We start from the raw sequence: 19,743 nt of genomic DNA on the forward strand, positions 1-19,743 counted from the left end.
AATCGGTCCTTCCAGGGGAGCGGTTTTGCGTGTGGATCCTGCTGCCCGGAGACGACGGAACCCATCGCTCGATGTCGTGAGCGATGGGTTCCGTCTGCAGGAGGCTGGTGCGCGGCCTAGCCGGCAGGTGCCCGGAGAGCACGGCCGGTTCCGCGGTAGATGGCCACCGTGCGGTCTCCGGCGCGGACGATGACGTCCACGATGACCCGCCGCGATTCATTGAAAGTAACCTCGGCCTCGGCAACCAGCCGCTCGCCAACGTGTGCGGGAGACAGGTAGGTGATGGTTGCGTCCGCCGTCGCGATGCTGGCGCCCAGCGTATTCGCTGCCATGGCGAAGGCAGTATCGGCAACACTGAAAACGAAGCCACCATGGGCAATGCCATGCCCATTGGCCATCTGCGGTTCGACCTCGAGAACTGCGACCGAGCGGCCGCCGCTGGCGCCTTCCACCGTGACGCCCAGCCGCTCCAGGCTCCGGTCTGCCTCCAGCATGGAGCGCACCGGATCGTCAATCGTCATCGTGGTGCTCATGACAGGCGTTCGATGGCCATGGCCATGCCTTGGCCGCCGCCGACGCAGAGCGTGGCCAGTCCCAGCGTGGCGTCCTTGGCCTGCAAGCCATTGATGAGCGTGCCAACAAGCCGGGCCCCGGTGGCACCGAAGGGGTGGCCGAGCGCGATCGCCCCGCCGAACGGGTTCACCTTCGCTGGGTCCGCCTTGAGCTGGCGGACAACAGGCACGACCTGGGCGGCGAATGCCTCATTCAATTCCACGACGTCGATGTCGTCGATCGACAACCCGAGTCGGGCCATGAGCCGCTGTGAGGCCTCCACCGGGCCCAGCCCCATGACCTCCGGGGAAAGCCCGCTGGCCGTGGTCCCCAGAATGCGGGCCAGCGGGGTGAGTCCCAACTCTTTGGCCCGGCCGGCACTCATCACGATGAGGGCGGAGGCCCCGTCATTGAGCGGGCTGGCGTTGCCTGCGGTGACGGTGCCCGAGGCGTGGAAAACCGGCTGAAGTCCGGACAGCCCGTCCATGGTGGTTGTGGGGCGTGGGCCGTCGTCGGCCGTGACCTTCCTGCCATCCGCAGTGGTGACCGGAGTGATTTCCCGGGCAAAGTATCCGGCCTCGATGGCGCGCGCGGCCCGGAGTTGCGACTCGAGCGCCCATTCATCCTGGTCCCGCCGAGTGGTGCCCGTGGAACGGGCAACGAACTCGGCGGTTTTGCCCATGTCGATGTAGATGTCCGGCAGTTCGCCGCGGTTCCGCGGGTCTGACCATTCGGCCCCGGATTCGAAGAGTTCGTCCGCGCGGCGACCCGCAGCCGCAAAACCCGGATAGGGGGAAGTCGTCACCGGCGGCGTCGAGGACGTGGACTCCACGCCGGCGACGAGGAAGGCCTGGCCGTCCCCGGCACGCACAGCCTGTGCCGCCATCGCCGTCGCCTGCAGGGAGGAGGCGCAGAAGCGGTTGACTGTGGCCGCCGGGAGGTGGTCCATCCCCGCCATGATCATGACCCGCCGGCCGATGTTGTCGCCCTGTGCCCCTTCAGGAACCGCGCAGCCCACATAGGCGTCGGCCAACTCGGTGGGGTCGAGTTGCGGTGTTGCCGCAAGGACTCCTGTAACGGCAGCCAGTGCGAGATCCTCGGGCCGCTCCCCCGCGAACGATCCCTTGCGGGCACGTCCGATGGGCGTTCTGCGGTAGGCGACGACGACGGCGTCATGGGGAGCTAGGGCGGGGATCACGAGGTGTGTCCTTTCGGCAGGTTCGCATGATTCATCGGAACGGACAGGAAGTCCACAGGATTTGTGACGGGCGGCGTGCCTCAGGTTGCCACTTAAAGCGAAGCATCGAGCCCTGAAAACCAATACTATACGGACCGTATCGAACCGGCAATGCAAAGGGTGCGTCCTTTAGAGGGAGCCGCAGATGTCCCTGCAGAACTCGGACTGACTGCTCCCCCGGCCTTCATCCGGCCACGACTGCCGAAAGCAACTTAGTGCTGGCTCTCGAGCCCCTCGAGAGCCGACTGCATGATGGCATTTGCCGCATCCGCGTCCAGAGGACCGGACTGGAAGAGGAGGCGGAAGTACACCGGGGAGTAGAGCAGCTCCGTCACCAGCATTGGCTCCAGGTCCGAACGGATCGCCCCTTCTTCCATTGCCCTTCGCACTATCGCCGTCACGGCGCGTGTACGGGGAAGCCAGAACCGGTTCTTGAACTCCTCCATTGTCGCCGAGTCATACTGCGCTTCCGCGACAAGTTGGGAAATGAGCCGCCCCTCCGGACCTGCATAAATCACTGCAAGCGAGGAGAGATGCTCCCGCAGGGCGTCGATTGCAGGCACATCTTCACGAACCGGAGTGCGCGCGACATGGTTCTCCAGAAAAGTATCGATGACAACGGCCGCTTTGCTCGGCCACCAGCGGTAGATCGTCGTCTTGCTCACGCCGGCTTCTCGCGCGATGCGCTCAATGGAGAGCTTCTGAACAGTGAGCGCGTCCGGCCCTGACTCGTCAAGCAGCGCCATGGTGGCTTCAAGAATCGCCTTATGACTTTGTTCGCTTCTGACCGCCATGCATCCACCTTCGAGCTTGAGACTTCCAATACGAAACGTACACCATAGATCGGTGCGCTGGGGCAACAAACCCCTGTAAATGCAGTTTCAGGAGCCAAAACATGGCCACTCAAGCCCTAGACAAGGACAGCCGGCCATCCACGCGGACCATGGAACCTAGGGGCCGCCGCCTGCGGCCTGGTGGCCTTGATCACAGCAGCAAGCCGCATTATCGTATTCAATACGATACGTTTAGAATCGAGAACTTTCACGAGATCCAGGCGGCTTTACGGCGCCGTGAGCGGATCCCGAGGCCTTGCCATCGCTGCTTGTAGGGAGCTTCCCACGGGCCGCGGTCATGATCTACCAAGGAGAAAACGAATGTCCCCAGAAGCCACTACCGTCGCCGAGGTGCTCTCCAGCCCCTGGAAGATCGACGGCCTGACGATCAAGAACCGCTTCGTGCTGAGCCCGATGGCCGTGCTCCAGCCCACGAAGGACGGTCACCCGAGCGACCAAACCATCGCCTTCCTCACCACTCGTGCCCGCGGCGGCGCGGGGCTGCTGATCATTGGCGGCGGCGTCGCCACCGAGCGAGGGAACCAAGAGGCGCCGTTCCAGCCGCTGATGCGATTCGACCGGGACGACTTCATCCCGGGGCTCAAGCGCATGGTCGATGCCGTACACGCGCACGATGTGCCGATCTTTGCCCAGATCTTTCCGAGCTTCGGGGCCATGGGCGTTCCGGCTGAAGGACGGCCCACTCTGGCGGCGAGCCCGAAACCCGTCCACATGGGCGCTCCCCGCCTCCCGCACGGGTTCTACATCCCCGGCGGGCGCACGAACCCGACTCCGCTGGAGATCACCAAGGAAGACATCCTGAAGGTCCAGGACCAGACGGTCGCCGCCGTCCGGCGTGCGAAGGCCGCCGGCTTCGACGGCATCGAGCTCGGTGCCCACATGCGCTACCTCTACTCCTCCTTCCTCTCGCCGCGGACCAACTGGCGAATCGACGAATACGGCGGCAGCGCCGAGAACCGCGCCCGCATCCTGACCGACACCGTCCGCGCGATCCGGGCCGAGGTGGGCACTGACTACCCCGTGGGTCTCCGGATGAGCGTGAACGACCACCTGCCGGACGGGCAGGGTCCCGAGGAGTTTGCGGAGACCGCGGCGATCATTGCGAAAGAGGGTCTGGGGTACATCGCACTCACCGACGGGAACTACGAGTCGATGGACAACAACCTTCCCTCGTCGTCGGGGTCCATGCTGGAGCATGCTGAGCCCCAGGCGTTCCGTGCCGCGCTGCCGAACACCCCGTTGCTGCTGAGCAGCACCTACGATCCGCAGCAGAGCGCCGACGCGATCGCCAACGGCCACGGTGACGGCATCATGCTCGCCCGGCAACTGCTGGCCGATCCCGAGTTCCCCAACAAGGTGCTCCAGGGCAGGCTCGATGAGATCGTGTGGTGCGACCATGACAACTCGTGCCTGCGCCGTTTGATCTTCAACGTACCTGTCCGCTGCCACAAGAACCCTGCCATGGGGCGCGAAGCGGTGCTCGGAGGAGTGAAGGAACCCGTCTCGGTCAAGCTCAAGCGCCCGGTGGAGGCCGCGCTGATTGCCGCCACCGGATCACCGACCCTCATGGGCATCGCGGATAAATTGGCGAGCTCCAAATCGAAGGCTTCCAAGAACTGACAGTTGGGATGGGTGCATTCAGGCTCCCTTGCTGGGAAACCTGAATGCACCCATCCACTGAAGGTTAATACGTCGACGGCGGCGCTCGCCTATGCGAGCACCGCCGTCGTCGTGGTTCTGTGGGAGTCTTCGCTGGCCTACATGATGGCGCTGGCTCCGCCATCGACCACAAGGTTGATCCCAGTGACCCACTTCGCCTCGTCGGAGGCGAGATACAGGCCCGCATAGGCGACCGCGAGCGGGTCTCCCGGCTTGCCATCGATGGTGCGCTCAATGATCGGAGCGACAGGCGCATTCTCGCCGAACTCGTCGAACATGGCGAGCACAGGCGGCGTCGCCATGACTCCCGGGCTCAAGCAGTTGACGCGGATGCCGGCCGCGACTCCTTCTGCCGCCAACTGTCGCGTGAGGGCGATGACCGCCCCCTTGGCGGCGGCATGGGCGGCCTGTGGCAGCGCTCGCGCGCCCTGGGTTCCGGCCCCCGAGCCGATGTTAACGATCGCGCCGCGTGATGCCTCCAGGTGCGGCCACGCTGCCTGGCAGGCATGCCACACCAGGTCCAGCTCGTTCTGGAGGGTGAACCGGTAGTCGTCAGCGCTCATCTGGGCAAACGGCGCGAATCGCGGCAGGCTGGCGTTGTTGTAGAGAACGTCGATCCGGCCATGGCGTGCCACTGTGTCGGCAATCCAACGGTCGATGTCGGCCCGGTCGCTCAGATCCACCGGAGCGCTTGACTCGACCGATCCGCCTTCGGCCTCGACCAGGCGGACCGTCTCCGCTGCACTGACCGGGTCGAGGTCGCAGCCGACCACGATCGCGCCCTCAGCTGCGAACAACCGCGCTGTCACACGGCCCATTCCGCCTCCGATACCCGTCAGCAGGACAACTTTTCCGTCCAAGCGGCCAGCAGCCATGGATCTTCTCCGTTCACCTCGTCGTAGCAACTAATTCCACGCAACCACGCACGGGTACGGGCCGGTACCCGATCGGTTGCATGGTGCAGTCCGTGCACACTTCTGTGCACGGACTGCACCATGGCACCGCGGAACCCCTACGCAGATGTGAGGTGGCGCACCATGGACAGCACGCACCACCTATATTCACTGCATCAAAGGAGATGATGACGATGAGCAGCACCACCGAAACGTCGACGCTACCGACCCCGCCGGGAGTCTCTGAGGCCGAACTCGAAAAGGCGCTCACCGAGTTTGCCGCGGCGATCGGCGCGGACAAGGTCGCCACCGACGCCGCGTCGCTGGAGGACTTCCAGGATCCCTTCCAGGTTCCGGGCACCGCCACCAACGTCCCGTCCGCCGTCGTCAGCCCGACGAGCGTCGAGGACGTCCAGGCCGTGGTGCGGATCGCCAATGAATACAAGGTTCCGTTGTGGCCCATCGGCCGCGGCAAGAACAACGGCTACGGCGGTGCCGCCCCGCAGGTGCGAGGCTCCGTGATGGTCTCCTTCCGGGAGATGACCGGCGTGGAGATCAACGAGGAACTCGGCTACGCGATGGTCGAGCCTGGCGTGAGCTGGTACGACCTGCATGACGCGATTAAGGCCGGCGGCCACGACCTCGTCGCCTCCATCGTCGACATCGGCTGGGGAGGCGTCGTCTCCAACACCCTTGAGCACGGGCTCACCTACATGCCCTACTCGATCGACCAGGCCTCGCATTGCGGGTTCGAGGTAGTGCTCCCCGACGGTGACCTGCTGCGCACCGGGTCGGGCGCGATGGACAATAACCCCACCTGGCCGCTGTACAAGCGCGGCCTTGGCCCCACCTCTACCGAGATGTTCATGCAGTCGAACTACGGCATCGTCACGAAGATGGGCTACTGGCTCATGCCGAAGCCGGAAATCTACATGCCGCTCTGGCTGCGCCTGTGGGACGACTCGCAGCTTCCCGCCGTCGTCGACGCGCTGCGCGAGCTCATGCTTGCCGGCACCATCGACATGCGCCCGCAGCTGTCGAATACGCTGTGCATCGCCTCGATGCTCTCGACCCGCGCCGAATGGTACGACGGCGACGGTCCGATGCCCGAGGAAGTCATCGAGCGGATCGCCAAGGAGCTCGGCGTTGGCCGTTGGATGATGCGGTTTGCACTGTACGGCGACGAGGCGGTCGTGGACCACAACTTCGCAAAGCTCCAGGCCCGTTTCCTGCAGATCCCGGGCGTTGACATCTCCGGCGAGAAGCACGGCGCCGATGTATGGGAGACCCTGCCGAATCCGCACGAGCGGGTGCAGATCGGCGTGCCGAGCCAGGATCTGTACAAGATGGCCGGCTGGTCCGGTGGCGAGGAAGGCGGCCATGTCGACTTCTCGCCGGTGATCCCGCTGACGTCCCACCACGCGCAGGCCGCCCAGAAGCTGATGTCTGAAATGTGTGCCGAGGCCGGGCTGGACTTCCTCGGCGGCATGCTGCCGATCAACGCGCGGGCAACCACGTTCATCAACGTGATTCCGTTCGACACGAAGAACCCGGAGCAGGTCGACAAGGCGTACGCGGTGGCGAAGCGGATGGTGGCCGAGGCCGGCAGGCGCGGTTACGGCGAATACCGCGCGCACCTGTCCTTCATGGATCTCGCCGCCGATCAGTTCGGCTTCAACGATCACGCACAGCGTCGCTTCAACGAGACGATCAAGGACACGCTGGACCCGAACGGGATCATCGCTCCCGGCAAGTCGGGGATCTGGGGCAGCCGCCTCCGGCAGGCAGGCTACCCGAAGGCCTGATCGCGCGCCGTCAGGGAAGGCCCTCGTCCTACCTTGGGGCGAGGGCTTCCCGCTGGAGTGCTGAGTTACCGGAGGTCCCTGGGAGCGCAACCGTGCTTCTCTCGGAACGCTCGGCTGAAGCTGGCAGGATTTAGATAGCCCCACCTCGCCGCAACAGCCGCAATGGATGTTTCCGGCGACTTTCGCAACTCTCCTGCGGCGCCTTCGAGCCGCTGTTCGCGGATCCAGGCCGACACGCCAGCGCCTGACGCCGCAAAGAGCTTGTGCACGTAGCGAGTCGACACGTAGTGGGCCCGTGCAATCTGCTCCGGGCCGAGTTCAGGATCCCGAAGGTGCTCCATGACATACCGCTGCATGCGTGCGAGGAGCATCTCGGAGCGCGGCGTTGATTCGAGCGCGCCCTCCTCGTCATCATGGCTGCGAAGGAGCGGCAGTATCATTTCCGCGGCGCCCTCGGCTTCGCGGCTCGGCAATCCCTCGCCCTCGATTACGGTCCGGGCGAGACTCGCAAGAAAGGGCGCAGCGAGGGGAGTGAGCCGTCCCTCCCCTCCGCCGATCCGTGTTGCGGTACGACGGGCGATGCCATCGGCCCGCGATCCGATGAACCACTTAGGAACGCTGAACACCAGTACTTCGAATCCGTCGCGGCCCTCGAAAGTCGACGGCCGCGACGTGTCCTGCCAGGCGATCGCTCCCGGCCGAAGGACACAACTCCGGCCGTCCTGCTCAATAAAAATCGATCCTTTAGTCAGCAGGTACAGCAGGATGCATTCCGGATCGGCGGCCGCGATCATTTGCTGTGTACGTGCCACCCGGTGCGGGAGGCCTTGGATAGAGCGGACCGCGACCGGGCCCATGTCGCCACCAGCCAATCGGGCCTCGAACGACGTGGCCCCGACTGCCTCTACGCGCATCGGGAAGAAGTGCTGGGCGATCCCCTCCGACCAGTAATCCCGGCGATCGGCGGGTGATACCGATCGGGTGTCCAGCACGGGCGCCATCAATCCAGCCCAACCGACATTACGAGCTGAGCTTTCCCATCGCTGCGCAACCAACCCATTTTCATCTGTCTCCTCTGACTACTGATCGGCGTGCACCAATTGGTGCACGCCGATCAAGATGAGCAACCGCCCGTGTACGTACCGTCGTCCCGCGTATGGAACTAAGGCGACGTTGCACTTGGAGGCTTGGCTGCCATCTTAGCTATACGTCCCCGGAGCGGCGTCAGCTGCTCGGGTTGTTGAAGTACTCCTTGAGAACCTCGTCCGGGAAGAACGTCTGCGGGTCGCCGACCAGGTCTGTGGAGTCGGTGGTTTTCCACGCCGGATCCACCAGCTCCTCAAGATTCGAACGGTCCACAATGAAGGGGTCGTTGACAAACTGGTTGATCTTCGGCCCTTCGCCCTTGAGGATGCGAAGAGCGATGTCGACAGAAACTTGCGACTGCCTCACCGTGGGAGTCGTGGAACCAACATACGGGTAGTCGGCGTTCTGTGCGGCCCAGCTTGCGAACCCTTGGGTTGCGCCCAGGTCCGCAAGGGGCGGCACTTCGAGTCCCGATTCTTCGAAGGCGTTGAGCACTCCGAGGCCCATAGTGCCCGACTGCAGCACCGCATCGACTCCAGCCGGATTTGTCGCGAGGTACTGCAAGGTGGCAGTCTGCGCTGTGGTCGCTTCGAAGAAGCCTGTCACCTCGCCGGCGATGGAGACGTCGGGGCACAGCTCAAGCACATTCTGGAAGCCGTCCTCGGCATACAGTTCGGTTGAGATTCCCGGGATGCCGGTGACACGCAGAACATTGCCTGCCCCGCCAATGGCGCTCAAAGTGCTCGCGCCGGCTTTCATCGCCTGCAGCACGCTGTTGCCCGCCACCGATACCGCGTACTCCGAATCCACGACGGACTGCATGGCGATCACGGGAATGCCCGCTTCGCCCGCCGCCTTGACCGCGTCGACCGACGGTTCACCGGCCAACGGAATGAAGAAGATGACGTCCGGCTTGAGCGCCACGGCCTGGCTGAACTGCTGCAGCTGGAGCGGCACGTTGGTGGGGTCGTCCGGCGCAAGGTCGGCGACGATTTCGACGTCGGCAGCGGCCAGCTCCTTCCGGACCGTGTCCAGCATGACGTTGACGAATGCACTGGCCGGCGGCATGCCAACAATCGCTGCCGTGTAGCCGCCGTCCTTCTCCGACTTCCAGTCAGCCCAGGCGGACTTTTTGACCGGCAGCGGGTAGGCGTTGTAGGCCGCCGCAGTCTCTGGGCTGAACTCCTTGAGCAGCCCGTCCGGATCGTTGGCTCCGAGGTCCGGCACAGAGCCACACTGGCCCGCGGCCGCCGAAGCGGCCGGCTGAGCCACCGAATCGGCTTCTGGTGCTGCAGCCGCCGAGCATCCCGCGAGTCCGAGGGCCGCCAGCGTGACAACTGCGGTCCCGATCAGGGCAGGGCGCCCTACATTCGTGCGCTTCTTCATCTATGCACTCCTCCTTGAGTCAGCGCCGTATGCGCCTGTGAGAGAACAGTAGACCGATGCGATACGTTTCGTCTAGTATTATTCGTGGCATGCGTCACACGGCGTACTCAAGGAGGAGTGATATGGAAGATGGGTCGACAGGTCTTCATCTGTCAGCGCTGCGCAAACGCTTTGGAGCGACCATCGCTCTCGCCGACGGCCACCTGCACGTCAAACCGGGCGAGGTTCACACCCTCCTCGGAGAGAACGGCTCGGGCAAGAGCACGCTGGTCAAGATCATCGGCGGCGTGCACCGCCCGGATGACGGTGGCTTAACCCTCGACGGCGATGCGCTCACCTTCCGCTCCCCCCGGCAGGCCAATGCCGCCGGGATCGCGACGGTCTTCCAGGAGGTACTCACTGCCGGCAGCCAGTCAGTTCTTGAGAACATTTGGCTCGGAACGGACGGCATGTTCCGGCGCCGCCGCAGCAACGCCGAACAGCGCGCGACGGCCGCAGAAGTGCTGGGCCGCCTGGTCGACGGCATCCGGCTGGATTCTCCTGCCGGCGCCCTCTCCCTTTCAGACCGGCAGGCCATTTGCATTGCACGCGCGCTGGTTCGCGACCCGCGTGTTCTCGTTCTCGATGAGTCGACAGCAGCACTCGATGTGCAAACGCGTGATCGTCTGTTCGCGGAAATGCGGCGGCTTAAGTCTGAGGGCTGTGCCATCCTCTTCATCTCGCATCGCATGGACGAGGTCGAGGAGATCTCGGACCGTGTCACAGTGCTCCGCTCCGGCCGGACCATCTCCACCGTGGACCGCGGCACCATGTCCATTGCCCAACTGATTTCGGATATGACGGGTACTTCGAACGTCGCTGAGCATCAGACCCAGGAGCGCGAACTCGGGCCGACAGTCCTCCGCGCGGAAGACCTCCGGCTCTCCCCCGGATCCGAGCCGATCAACTTTGAACTGCGTCGAGGCGAGCTCGTCGGGCTCGCGGGCCTTGAAGGACACGGCCAGGACGAGTTCCTTCGCCGGCTGGCTGGACTCAGCGAGGGTAACGGCGTTGTAACCCAGATTCCAGCTGACGCTGGACGACGCCGCAACTCCGGCGGGGGCATCGCGTACTTGCCGCGCGAGCGCCGCGGAGAATCCCTGTTCGAATCCATGTCAATTCAAGAGAACTTCGCGCTCCCCACCATGTCGAAGGACCGCCGGGGGCCGCTACTGAGCGCGCAGCGCATGGCCGAACGGTTCGCGAGGGCCGCCAAGGGCCTCAGCATCAAACTCGGCAGTGCCAACGACGCCATCTCGACGTTGTCGGGCGGGAACCAGCAAAAGGTGCTGCTGGCTCGTTGGCTGGCCACCGATCCCACGGTGCTCTTGCTGAACGACCCCACACGGGGTGTGGATATCACGACCAAACGCGAGATCTACGCTGCGCTGCAACAGCTCTGCGCAGAGGGAATGAGTGTGGTCATTCTCTCCAGCGAAGTTGAAGAGCACGTCGAACTCGTCGACCGCGTGCTTGTTTTCCGGAACCAGAGCGTGTTTGCCGAAATCGGGCGAGCCGAAATCGGCAACGAAGCCATTGTTGCAGCCTACTTCGGGCAGAAAGTCGCAGGTGTCGCATGAACCGGGTGCTAGGCATGTTTCAACGATGGCCCTTCGGATTCGCGATGCTGTTATGCGCGATCCTGCTGATCATCAACCTCGTTGTTTCTCCGAGCTTCGCCTCCCCGGCGCGCCTCGGCTCGACGCTGGCAACGCTGGCACCGTTCGTCCTGGTCGGCTTCGCCTCCACACCGGCCATCCTCTCCGGCGGCATTGATATCTCCGTCGGCCCCCTGGCCACCCTGATCAACTGCGTGTTCGTAGCCGTACTGATCCCCGCCGGGCTGGGTGACTGGCCGCTGGCCATCCCCCTCTTGCTGGCCCTCGCGATGGCAGTCGGTGCCATCAACGGCGTGCTCGTGGCGATTGTGCGCCTGCATCCGGTCGTGGCCACGACCGGCGTGCTCTTCCTGCTGATCGGCGCCTCGCTGACGATCGCCAAGAGCCCCATCGTGGCGCCGGACAACTGGACTCGGCCGCTGGCCGGCTCCATCGGTGTCATACCCGGTGCAGTCATCACGCTGGGCGCCGCGGCGCTTGTGTGGTTCCTGCTGAAGCGGACCGTCTTCGTCAGAAACCTTCTGGCGACCGGCGAGAGCGACTCTTCAGCCTACGGATCCGGCGTAAATGTGACGGCGATGCGAGTGCTCGCCTACACGCTGGGCGGATTGTTCGCCGGCATCGCCGGGATCGCCCTGTCGGCTCTGCTGCAGGCTTCCGGTTCCTCCCTCGCCACCACATACGCACTTCTCGGCCTGGCCGCCGCCGTCCTCGGAGGAACGAGCCTCGGCGGCGGCCGCGGCGGCTTGCTCGGAACCTTTTTCGGAGCACTCGCCATCTACCTGCTCCAGCAACTGCTCACGTCCGCCGGGGTGCAACCTAACCTCATCGAATTCACCTACGGCCTGCTGCTGATCGTCGGTGTTGTGCTCGGAGCGACGCTGCTCAGCCCTCGAATTTCACGGAGAACCGCATGACCGCCCAGCCTTCAGCCGCTGCCCTCGCTCCTGTCCCATCCCGGGAGGGGCTCTGGTCCCGCACCCGCACACTGGTACTGCAACAGCCGATCCTTCAAGTGCTGGTGCTCGGCGTCGTCGTGGTGTGGCTCCTGATCACAGTTCCCGGCATCGCAAACCTGCGGTCTGCCTCCGCACTCCTCATCATCGCGTCGCTGCTGTCGCTCGCCGCGATGGGCCAGACTCTGGTCGTGATCCTGGGCGGACTCGATCTGGCGATTCCCGGCTATGTGATCGTCGGCGCGTTCGTCTCAGCAAACCTGGCCGGCGGACAGGGCTGGCCCGTCCCGGTGGCGTTTCTCCTGACGTTCGCCGTGTGCGGCGGCGCCGGCGCAGCCATCGGCTTCCTCTGCCACCGTCTGAAGGTGGAGCCGCTGATGATGACCCTGGGCATGGGAGCCGTCCTCACCGGAGGAACACTGTTTCTGACCAACGGAAACTACGCTTCCGCACCGCCCGACTTCCTGCGCGGTCTTGCCGGGGTCACGAGCACGACGTTCGGCCTTCCGCTTCCGCCCATCATCCTGATCGTGGCGGTTGCCGCAGTGCTGTTGTGGCTGGTGCTGAACCGCACGCCCGCCGGCCGCAGCCTCTATGCGACCGGGATCAACGTCCGCGCAGCGAAGCTCACCCGCGTCAACACCACCGCGGTGTGGACACTAGTGTTCGCTGCCTCGGGTGCACTTGCCGGAATAGCCGGCATGTTCATCGCGAGTTTTAGTTCCGGCTGGGCGCAATCGATCGGTGAACCGTACCTGTTTTCCGGGTTGGCCGCCGTTCTGGTGGGCGGGACTACCTTCGGCTCCATCCGCGGCAGCTTCACCAGGACCGTGCTGGGCGCCTTAATCCTCACGGGATTATCGACGATCATTGTGAGCAACGGCTTGGCTGAGGCTCAGAGCCGGATCATCTACGGAGTCATCATCCTGATCGTCGTCGCGCTCTATGGTCGGGAGCGGCACGTGCGCGACCGGTTCTGACAGCGGGCACGCCACCCGTCAGCGTCAGCGAGAGCCGCGGTCAGAGACTGCGGCTCTCGCTGACAGCGCAGGGAGGCTGACCGGATGTGGCCCGGCTAGATGTCGTCCTCGTAGGCCGGGCCGCCTTCGCCTTCCCAGGTCTCTAGGCGCCTGACCTTGGTGGCGTTGAACTTGCGGCGGACGCCGTAGCCGCCGTGGTCGTCGTCCTCAATGAAGACGACGCCGAACTGTCCCAGGGCCCGGCGCAGCTGCTCATTCTGCTCCGGCGTCAACGGTGCGTTGCCCTTCTCAAAGTCCCTCACCTGCTGTTTGTCCAAGCCGGCGGACCGGGCGATGACCTTGGCGGAAACCTGCGTCAGGGCACGCGCCGCACGTGCCAAATCCGAGGTAATCATTAGTGGGTTCTTGCTCATGGCCCGATCATCCCAGCTTTCCGGCATGAGTCTAATCTCCTGCTTCGGCCTCATGGTGTAGTAATCGTCGGTCTAAGCCTGTGTACTGCACGGCGTTCGGCACTATTGACGGGCGGGTGCCCTAGATTGGGGGCATGGTTGCGCAGACGGTTCCCGATCCGGTCGAGGTTGTGGTCCGCAACGACGCCCCGGACGGGTGGGATGTTCTAGCCTCGCTGGGTCCGCTGGCGATCCTTGTGGCCGCACTCATCGCTGCTTTCATCGGTTGGCGCAGCATGCAGACGCAGGCTGAGGCTAATCGCCGTTCCCAGTGGTGGGAGCGGGCCGAGTGGGCGCTTGATGCCTCTACATCTTCCAGCATGGATCGGAGGGTGATCGGGCTCGGAGTGTTAGCCCTTCTCGCCGAGAGCACCCTGGCCGGCGAAGAAGAGGCGCGGATTCTGCAGGTCGCCTCGAACGACGGTCTGGCCCAGAAGGTCACGGTTCTTGAGGACGTGGAGGCCCCGCCGCCGTCCCCCAGAACAACTGAGACCTCACAGCAGGAGCGCGTCAGACTCGAGGCGGCCAGACTCCGGGTGGTGACAGACCGGAAGATCGGGCAGCAGACGCCCGAGTGGATCGTGGACCTGGCCAAGTGATGACCTACATCTACCCGATTCAGATCCTGCACCTTTTGGTGTCACCGGCTCATGCCTACTTTGGCCGGGCCAAGGATGGCGCGGCGGAGGTGCCCACCGCCGATCGCGACCGGGTGAAAGTAGTAGCGGGCAAAGGCATTGTGGGCGACAGGTTCTTCGGCAAGGCGGCCCACATGGACGCGGCGATGACGTTCATGGCCATCGAGTCGTTGGAATCCATCGCGGAAGAGCTGGACGTCCCTCCGTTCGACCCGCTTTTGGCGCGGCGCAACGTGGTGTTGCGGGGAGCCCAGCTGGCTCCGCTGATTGGCGAGGAGTTCGCGGTGGAATCCGGCGGTGAGCAAGTGCGCTTCCGGGGCGGTCGGCACGCCCACCCTTGCGTCTGGATGGACCGGATGCTCGCTCCCGGCGCCCACGCCGCCATGCGCGGACGCGGAGGCCTGCGCTGCCAGCCGCTGTCCGATGGCATTCTCCATCGCGGCCCGGCCCTTCTGCTCAGTTCGGTCCCCCTCCAGCCTGAAGAGGCGGGTGCAGCAGTCCGGCCCCGGCCCGGGCGACTGCCGTGACTAGAACGGCGAGAGTGTGGACGAGAGTGAGCTGGGCGGCGCTTGCTCTCTTGATGGTCCGGCTCGACGGAGCACTCGTGTGGGAGCCAGAGACATTGCCGGATGTTGTGTGCTAACGGCATTTAGGCACCGAACAGTTCCGGGAACATCACCGATGGCATTGATGCGGGGCCAATTACGTATTACGATATCGCTATGAGTACAGGCGAGACGATCAACGGGGCGCCGGTCTCCGAGGAGCAAATCGCGGAATGGGCAGCCGAGGCCGAAGCTGGGTACGACGTCGACGCATTGAAGAAACGCGGCCGCGGGCGGCCAGGGCGTGGCGCGAAGCCCTCGCAGGTCGTCGCTCTTCGTCTTACATCAGAAGAGCTCGCCGCTATCGATGACCGGGCGGCGCGTGAAGGGAAGACGCGTTCCGAGGTCATCCGTGAAGCTCTGGCCGCGTACGCTACGTGAAGGTCCACGATTCCGCACTCAAGCACGGCATCCCCCCTGTGGATGCAATGCAAGCTGCGACGTGGGCACTCTGGATCGAGGAGCTCGACGAAGAGAGCCCTGCGCGCCAGCTCCGGCTCGGATTCGACACGCAGGGTCGCCTGCTGGAGACGGTCGTGCTCGTGTTCGACAGTGGCAACGAACTCGTCATTCATGCCATGAAGGCGCGACCCAAAATGCTCGACCTTCTCCCGTAGGTGCCCTCCCACGGTTGACCACCCTCTGTCCCCACAACAAAAGCGGGTAGCTGGCACCTGGGACAACGCTTGGCACCGGTGCCGAGCACCGCCGTCGTTGTTTGCTAGCTCCTGAACAGGGCGCTGTAGGCGTTGAGGGCGGGCTGGCCGCCGAGGTGGGCGTAGAGCACGTTGCTGCCGGCGGGGATCTGCTTGCTGCTGACCAGGTCGATCATGCCCGCCATGGACTTGCCCTCGTAGACCGGGTCGGTGATCATCGCTTCGAGCGAGGCGCTGAGCCGCATAGCGTCCAGGGTGGAGTCGACCGGGATGCCGTAGCGGTCGCCGGCCCAGCCTTCCAGCACGGTGATCTCGTCGTCGCGTAGGTCCCGCTCCAGGCCGATCAGCTTGGCGGTGTTGCGGGCGATGCGGCCGACCTGCTCGCGGGTCTTGGCCAGGGTGGCGGAGGCATCGATGCCGATCACGCGGCGCGGGCGGCCGCCGGCGTCCTCCAGTGCGGCGAAGCCAGCGATCATGCCGGCGTGGGTGGAGCCGGTGACGGTGCAGACCACGATGGTGTCGAAGAAGACGCCGAGTTCTTGCTCCTGCTGCTGTACTTCGTAGGCCCAGTTGGCGAAACCCAGCCCGCCGAGCTTGTGCTCCGAGGCGCCGGCCGGGATGGGGTAAGGCTTGCCGCCGGCTGCTTCGACCTCGGCGATGGCGTTCTGCCAGGAGTCGCGGATGCCGATGTCGAAGCCGGACGGATCCAGCCGAACGTCGGCGCCCATCAGGCGGGAGAGCAGGATGTTGCCGATCCGGTCGTTGAGTGGATCCGGCCAGTCCACCCAGTTCTCCTGTACCAGGAGCGCCTTCAACCCGAGCTTCGCGGCAACGGCCGCCACCTGCCGGGTGTGGTTGGACTGGAAGCCGCCGATGGACACGATGGTGTCGGCGCCCTCGGCGAGGATGTCCGGGACGATGTACTCGAGCTTGCGGGTCTTGTTGCCGCCGAAGGCCAGGCCAGAGTTCACGTCCTCCCGCTTGGCCCAGAGCTGAGCGCCGCCGAGGTGCTTGCTGAGCCGCGGCAGGTGGTGGACCGGGCTGGGCCCGAAGGTGAGCGGGTAGCGTTCGAAATCCGTGATGGCCATGTGTTCCTCGTTCTGCCGGTTGACGGCTACTGGTCTCCGTCGGAGTTCTGTTGAGCGGTGATGTTGACCATCCAGTTCACGCCGAACCGGTCGGTGAGCTGCCCGAAGTAGTCGCCCCACGGCGCCTGCTCCAGCGGCTGATTGACGGTCGCGCCGTCGCTCAGGCCTTCCCAATAGCTGCGCAGCTTGGCGTCCTCGGCGGGGTCCTCTCCGCTGGAGCTGAGGCATATGTAACCGTTGTCGGCCGCGGACATATCGGCCGGCACGTCCGAGGCCATCAACAGGAAGCCGCGGTCCACGAACACCGACGAGTGCATGATGTTCGCCGCGGTCTCGGGGTTGTCGTCGCTCATTCCCTCGGCGTAGGTCATCTTGTTCAGCTCGCCGCCGAAGACGGAGTGGTAGAAGTCCATCGCCTCCGCGGCGTTGCCGCTGAACTGCAGGTAGGGGTTCAGGTCCAGTGCCATGGTGTGCCTTTCGGACAGAAGGTCTGCGGCTGCTCGCCGCCAACATTCTTGCCGGTCTTTCCTCCGCTGGGAAGAGGTGCCGCCGCCAGCACCCCGAATAGTGCCCGCGGCGAGCCAGTTGCAGGACACAGCCGTCATCGTACGCAGAAGCCGCCTTGCCTGGTGGTGGGCAAGGCGGCTTCACAGCGGTCGGCGGGCACCGCCGTCGTTGTTCTGTTGGGACGACGGCGGTGCCGAAGGAAACCCGGCGCTACGGGGCAGAGACCGTTTCCCGCTCGCGGCCGTCGCGGTCCGCCTTCTCCTCGGCGACCTTGGCGTCGTGGGCGGCGCGGATCCGGGCGTGCTCTGGGTTGCGGCGCAGCACCAGGTAGCCGATGCCGAGCCCAATGAACCAGAGCGGGGTGAACAGCAAGGCGGTCAGCGTGTCCGTCTGGGTGGTCAGCGCCCAGAGGATGAAGGCGAAGAAGGCCATGACCACGTAGGGCATGTACGTTCCGCCGGGCATCTTGAACTTGCTGTCCGCGTGCAGCTGCGGCCGGCGGCGGCGGTAGACCACGTAGCTGAGCAGGATGATGGTCCAGACGAACATGAAGCACAGCGCGGAGATGGTGGTGACCAGGGTGAAGGCTTCGGACACGCTGCCCTCGGCGTAGAGGAGCACCACACCGGCCAGCAGGAACATGCAGGAGAACAGCAGGGCGTTGCGCGGCACGCCGCGGCCGGACAGCTTGCCGAACCGCTTCGGGGCATCGCCCTCCTGGGACAGGCCGTAGATCATGCGCGAGGTGGAATAGATCCCGGAGTTCGCCGACGAGGTTGCCGAGGTCAGCACCACGAAGTTCACGACGCCGGCCGCACCCACCAGACCAGCGAGGGCGAACATGCCCACAAACGGCGAGGCATCGGCGCTGAACGCCGTCCACGGTTCCACGGCCATCAGCACGATCAGCGCGCCTACGTAGAAGATCAGGATGCGAATCGGGATGGAGTTCACCGCGCGGGGCAGGTTCTTCTCCGGGTCCTTCGTCTCGGCGGCGGTGGTACCCACCAGCTCGATGCCCACGAAGGCGAACACTGCGATCTGGAAGCCGGCCACGAAGCCCATGAAGCCGGTGGGGAACATGCCGCCGTGCTCCCAGAGATTCGAGAAGGAGGCGCGGGCGCCGTCGTGCTCGAAACCGGTGATGATCATGACCAGGCCCACCACGATCAGCGCGACGATGGCCACAATCTTGATCAGCGCGAACCAGAACTCGGTCTCGCCGAAGGCCCGCACGGTGGGCAGGTTCAGCGCCAGCAGCAGGATGATGCAAGCCAGCGCCGGCACCCACAGCGGCAGGTCCGGCCACCAGAAGGCCACGTAGTGCGCAATCGCCACCACGTCCGCAATGCCGGTGACCACCCAGCAGAACCAGTAGGTCCAGCCGGTGAAGAAGGCCGCCCACGGGCCGAGGATGTCGCCGGCGAAGTCGCTGAAGTTTTTGTATTCGGTGTTGCTCAGCAGCAGCTCGCCCATGGCCCGCATGACGAAGAACAGCATGAAGCCGATGATCATGTAGACGAAGATGACCGACGGCCCGGCCACCGAGATGGTCTTGCCGGAGCCCATGAAGAGGCCGGTGCCGATGGCCCCGCCGATGGCAATCAGCTGAATATGGCGGCTGGACAGAGCCCGCCGCAGATGAGGTTCGGTACTGGTGGTGCTCATGTCTTCCTTAGGGAGTGAGACTGCGCCGCTGCGGGAGTTTCCCGTCGAACCGGCCGGAACAGGCATCTTCGGCGTCCGGCCACAGCGATTTCAGGTCTTTGCCGCTTGCCCGGAAGGGGGCGGGCGGTGACCTACGCCACGAAAACTTATCTGCCACGGCTCCCGCGGGTCAAATCGAGAAGGGTGCTGAGCAGAGCACACGAACCATCGTGGCAGTGACAGACGACGGCGGCGGCGCAGTTGCCTCTACCGGGCCGACGCAAGGATCAGCGGGGGCTGGCCGGGCATGGTGCAGATCAGTTTGGCGCCGGGGTGCTCGCTTGGGTCCGGAATGCGGTAGACGGTGAGTGTCAGCGGGCCGGCATCGATGGTGGTGACGCTGTCGGAGGTGGTGGGCACCGCCGTCGTAATGTCCGGGACGATTCCGCCGGCGCCGCCGCTGCCGCGCACCGGGATGGCTCCGGTCAGTGGTTCGAGCTTTCCGTCCACGTCCAGGAACTGCTCGGCGCCGGAGCCGCCTTGCACAATGGCGGTGGCAAGCGCGGTGGCGTAGACCGGGTCGGCGCAGGCGTCGTAGATCCACCGGTCGCCGAGCACCGAATGCTCCATGGTCCCGGCAAGGAATTCCTCCGCCCCGGGCAGCGGGGCGCCGCGGTAGGTCAGCGGGACGTGCAGTACCTGCCCGGCGGCCGAGAGCAGATGCGTTTCCATCCCGACCTCGCCCGCCGGGTCGTCGAAGCGGAACGCGCCGAGGTGCTCCAGTTCGGCGGCGTCAGCCCCGAGTTCCTGGAACCACGGCTGCTCCGGCAGCCAAGCCTTCAGGAGATCCTGTTTGGAGGGGTTCAGCACCGCGTCGTAAATGATGGCCATGGCTGTAGCCTACCCACCGGCGAAGAAGGCCGGTTCGGAGGTAATTCGCGGGACACCGCGACGCGCCAGGTTCCCGCTCCGGGGATGGCTTCTGAATATCCTCGCCCAGGGATATTGTGCGGAGAAGGATGCGGCCGTGGCCTCCGGCAACCGGGATCAAGGGCACGAGCGGCGTCGCAGTGCAGTCGCCAGA

General features: G+C 64.8%; 20 protein-coding genes. 9 read left to right on the forward strand and 11 right to left on the reverse strand.

What is annotated here, in order from left to right; genetic code table 11:
- Positions 1-116: 116 nt before the first annotated feature.
- The 3 genes from MNQ99_RS17635 to MNQ99_RS17645 all read right to left on the reverse strand — a co-directional run bounded on the left by MNQ99_RS17635 (position 117) and on the right by MNQ99_RS17645 (position 2,583).
- Entirely contained in the window at positions 117-533 is a 417-nt protein-coding gene (locus MNQ99_RS17635) for a PaaI family thioesterase (RefSeq protein WP_241913899.1), read from the reverse strand.
- Positions 530-1,750, reverse strand: a complete 1,221-nt coding sequence (locus MNQ99_RS17640; protein ID WP_241913900.1) for an acetyl-CoA C-acyltransferase — start codon at positions 1,748-1,750, stop codon at positions 530-532. Before MNQ99_RS17640 ends, MNQ99_RS17635 begins: the two co-directional genes overlap by 4 nt.
- A gap of 251 nt (positions 1,751-2,001) precedes the next feature.
- Positions 2,002-2,583: a TetR/AcrR family transcriptional regulator gene (locus MNQ99_RS17645; protein ID WP_127514227.1), complete on the reverse strand. Its 582-nt coding sequence runs from the start codon at positions 2,581-2,583 to the stop codon at positions 2,002-2,004.
- A gap of 360 nt (positions 2,584-2,943) precedes the next feature.
- Between MNQ99_RS17645 and MNQ99_RS17650 the strand changes: the two genes are divergently transcribed.
- Positions 2,944-4,263: an NADH:flavin oxidoreductase gene (locus MNQ99_RS17650; RefSeq protein WP_241913901.1), complete on the forward strand. Its 1,320-nt coding sequence runs from the start codon at positions 2,944-2,946 to the stop codon at positions 4,261-4,263.
- 137 nt (positions 4,264-4,400) lie between these two features.
- Here MNQ99_RS17650 and MNQ99_RS17655 read toward each other — a convergent pair whose 3' ends face one another.
- Positions 4,401-5,177: an SDR family NAD(P)-dependent oxidoreductase gene (locus tag MNQ99_RS17655; RefSeq protein ID WP_241913902.1), complete on the reverse strand. Its 777-nt coding sequence runs from the start codon at positions 5,175-5,177 to the stop codon at positions 4,401-4,403.
- Between the two features lie 212 nt (positions 5,178-5,389).
- Between MNQ99_RS17655 and MNQ99_RS17660 the strand changes: the two genes are divergently transcribed.
- Positions 5,390-7,000 carry an FAD-binding oxidoreductase gene (locus MNQ99_RS17660; protein ID WP_241913903.1) on the forward strand — a complete coding sequence of 537 codons (1,611 nt, stop codon included), beginning with the start codon at positions 5,390-5,392 and terminating at the stop codon, positions 6,998-7,000.
- 65 nt (positions 7,001-7,065) lie between these two features.
- Here MNQ99_RS17660 and MNQ99_RS17665 read toward each other — a convergent pair whose 3' ends face one another.
- Positions 7,066-8,001 (reverse strand): helix-turn-helix domain-containing protein, encoded by a 936-nt coding sequence (locus MNQ99_RS17665; protein WP_241913904.1) that lies wholly within the window; start codon positions 7,999-8,001, stop codon positions 7,066-7,068.
- Positions 8,002-8,224: 223 nt separating this feature from the next.
- Positions 8,225-9,472 carry a substrate-binding domain-containing protein gene (locus tag MNQ99_RS17670; protein ID WP_241913905.1) on the reverse strand — a complete coding sequence of 416 codons (1,248 nt, stop codon included), beginning with the start codon at positions 9,470-9,472 and terminating at the stop codon, positions 8,225-8,227.
- Between the two features lie 122 nt (positions 9,473-9,594).
- On the opposite strand from MNQ99_RS17670, the gene MNQ99_RS17675 reads away from it, so the two are divergent.
- The 3 genes from MNQ99_RS17675 (at position 9,595) to MNQ99_RS17685 (ending at position 13,066) form a co-directional block, all read left to right on the forward strand.
- A complete protein-coding gene (locus MNQ99_RS17675) occupies positions 9,595-11,091 on the forward strand; it encodes a sugar ABC transporter ATP-binding protein (protein WP_241913906.1) in 1,497 nt (498 codons plus the stop codon).
- Between the two features lie 14 nt (positions 11,092-11,105).
- Complete coding sequence (locus MNQ99_RS17680) at positions 11,106-12,047, forward strand: ABC transporter permease (RefSeq protein ID WP_164745486.1); 942 nt, start codon at positions 11,106-11,108, stop codon at positions 12,045-12,047.
- A 104-nt stretch (positions 12,048-12,151) separates the two neighbouring features.
- Positions 12,152-13,066, forward strand: coding sequence for an ABC transporter permease (locus MNQ99_RS17685; RefSeq protein WP_241913907.1), 915 nt, complete (start codon positions 12,152-12,154; stop codon positions 13,064-13,066).
- 95 nt (positions 13,067-13,161) lie between these two features.
- Here the strand turns inward: MNQ99_RS17685 and MNQ99_RS17690 are convergent, their stop codons facing one another.
- On the reverse strand, positions 13,162-13,479 hold the full coding sequence (locus MNQ99_RS17690; RefSeq protein ID WP_241913908.1) for a helix-turn-helix domain-containing protein: 318 nt from the start codon (positions 13,477-13,479) through the stop codon (positions 13,162-13,164).
- Between the two features lie 134 nt (positions 13,480-13,613).
- Here MNQ99_RS17690 and MNQ99_RS17695 point away from each other — a divergent pair, with 134 nt between their 5' ends.
- The 4 genes from MNQ99_RS17695 (at position 13,614) to MNQ99_RS17710 (ending at position 15,378) form a co-directional block, all read left to right on the forward strand.
- The gene (locus MNQ99_RS17695; RefSeq protein ID WP_127514203.1) at positions 13,614-14,117 is read left to right on the forward strand and encodes a hypothetical protein; all 504 of its coding nucleotides are present in this window, start codon (positions 13,614-13,616) and stop codon (positions 14,115-14,117) included.
- On the forward strand, positions 14,117-14,683 hold the full coding sequence (locus tag MNQ99_RS17700; RefSeq protein ID WP_241915417.1) for an MOSC domain-containing protein: 567 nt from the start codon (positions 14,117-14,119) through the stop codon (positions 14,681-14,683). The genes MNQ99_RS17695 and MNQ99_RS17700 overlap by 1 nt, the downstream gene beginning before the upstream one ends.
- 195 nt (positions 14,684-14,878) lie before the next feature.
- The gene (locus tag MNQ99_RS17705; RefSeq protein ID WP_127514201.1) at positions 14,879-15,142 is read left to right on the forward strand and encodes a ribbon-helix-helix domain-containing protein; all 264 of its coding nucleotides are present in this window, start codon (positions 14,879-14,881) and stop codon (positions 15,140-15,142) included.
- Entirely contained in the window at positions 15,139-15,378 is a 240-nt protein-coding gene (locus MNQ99_RS17710; protein WP_241913909.1) for a toxin, read from the forward strand. Before MNQ99_RS17705 ends, MNQ99_RS17710 begins: the two co-directional genes overlap by 4 nt.
- Before the next feature lie 104 nt (positions 15,379-15,482).
- On the opposite strand, the gene MNQ99_RS17715 is transcribed toward MNQ99_RS17710, so the two are convergent.
- From MNQ99_RS17715 to MNQ99_RS17730, 4 genes are all read right to left on the reverse strand, one after another.
- Complete coding sequence (locus MNQ99_RS17715; RefSeq protein WP_241913910.1) at positions 15,483-16,505, reverse strand: 1-aminocyclopropane-1-carboxylate deaminase; 1,023 nt, start codon at positions 16,503-16,505, stop codon at positions 15,483-15,485.
- Positions 16,506-16,531: 26 nt separating this feature from the next.
- Positions 16,532-16,972 carry a VOC family protein gene (locus tag MNQ99_RS17720; RefSeq protein WP_241913911.1) on the reverse strand — a complete coding sequence of 147 codons (441 nt, stop codon included), beginning with the start codon at positions 16,970-16,972 and terminating at the stop codon, positions 16,532-16,534.
- 250 nt (positions 16,973-17,222) lie between these two features.
- Positions 17,223-18,680 carry a D-serine/D-alanine/glycine transporter gene (gene cycA, locus MNQ99_RS17725; RefSeq protein ID WP_241913912.1) on the reverse strand — a complete coding sequence of 486 codons (1,458 nt, stop codon included), beginning with the start codon at positions 18,678-18,680 and terminating at the stop codon, positions 17,223-17,225.
- A 246-nt stretch (positions 18,681-18,926) separates the two neighbouring features.
- Positions 18,927-19,550, reverse strand: a complete 624-nt coding sequence (locus MNQ99_RS17730; RefSeq protein ID WP_241913913.1) for a CG0192-related protein — start codon at positions 19,548-19,550, stop codon at positions 18,927-18,929.
- Positions 19,551-19,743: the final 193 nt, after the last annotated feature.

It is taken from the genome of Arthrobacter sulfonylureivorans (assembly GCF_022637435.1).
Lineage (GTDB): Bacteria > Actinomycetota > Actinomycetes > Actinomycetales > Micrococcaceae > Crystallibacter > Crystallibacter sulfonylureivorans.

Coding starts and splice junctions, on each gene's coding strand:
- MNQ99_RS17635 (WP_241913899.1), bottom strand. CDS start 533: ATGAGCACCACGATGACGATTGACGATCCGGTGCGCTCCATGCTGGAG.
- MNQ99_RS17645 (WP_127514227.1), bottom strand. CDS start 2,583: ATGGCGGTCAGAAGCGAACAAAGTCATAAGGCGATTCTTGAAGCCACC.
- MNQ99_RS17650 (WP_241913901.1), top strand. CDS start 2,944: ATGTCCCCAGAAGCCACTACCGTCGCCGAGGTGCTCTCCAGCCCCTGG.
- MNQ99_RS17655 (WP_241913902.1), bottom strand. CDS start 5,177: ATGGCTGCTGGCCGCTTGGACGGAAAAGTTGTCCTGCTGACGGGTATC.
- MNQ99_RS17660 (WP_241913903.1), top strand. CDS start 5,390: ATGAGCAGCACCACCGAAACGTCGACGCTACCGACCCCGCCGGGAGTC.
- MNQ99_RS17665 (WP_241913904.1), bottom strand. CDS start 8,001: ATGGCGCCCGTGCTGGACACCCGATCGGTATCACCCGCCGATCGCCGG.
- MNQ99_RS17670 (WP_241913905.1), bottom strand. CDS start 9,472: ATGAAGAAGCGCACGAATGTAGGGCGCCCTGCCCTGATCGGGACCGCA.
- MNQ99_RS17675 (WP_241913906.1), top strand. CDS start 9,595: ATGGAAGATGGGTCGACAGGTCTTCATCTGTCAGCGCTGCGCAAACGC.
- MNQ99_RS17680 (WP_164745486.1), top strand. CDS start 11,106: ATGTTTCAACGATGGCCCTTCGGATTCGCGATGCTGTTATGCGCGATC.
- MNQ99_RS17690 (WP_241913908.1), bottom strand. CDS start 13,479: ATGAGCAAGAACCCACTAATGATTACCTCGGATTTGGCACGTGCGGCG.
- MNQ99_RS17695 (WP_127514203.1), top strand. CDS start 13,614: ATGGTTGCGCAGACGGTTCCCGATCCGGTCGAGGTTGTGGTCCGCAAC.
- MNQ99_RS17700 (WP_241915417.1), top strand. CDS start 14,117: ATGACCTACATCTACCCGATTCAGATCCTGCACCTTTTGGTGTCACCG.
- MNQ99_RS17705 (WP_127514201.1), top strand. CDS start 14,879: ATGAGTACAGGCGAGACGATCAACGGGGCGCCGGTCTCCGAGGAGCAA.
- MNQ99_RS17715 (WP_241913910.1), bottom strand. CDS start 16,505: ATGGCCATCACGGATTTCGAACGCTACCCGCTCACCTTCGGGCCCAGC.
- MNQ99_RS17720 (WP_241913911.1), bottom strand. CDS start 16,972: ATGGCACTGGACCTGAACCCCTACCTGCAGTTCAGCGGCAACGCCGCG.
- cycA (WP_241913912.1), bottom strand. CDS start 18,680: ATGAGCACCACCAGTACCGAACCTCATCTGCGGCGGGCTCTGTCCAGC.
- MNQ99_RS17730 (WP_241913913.1), bottom strand. CDS start 19,550: ATGGCCATCATTTACGACGCGGTGCTGAACCCCTCCAAACAGGATCTC.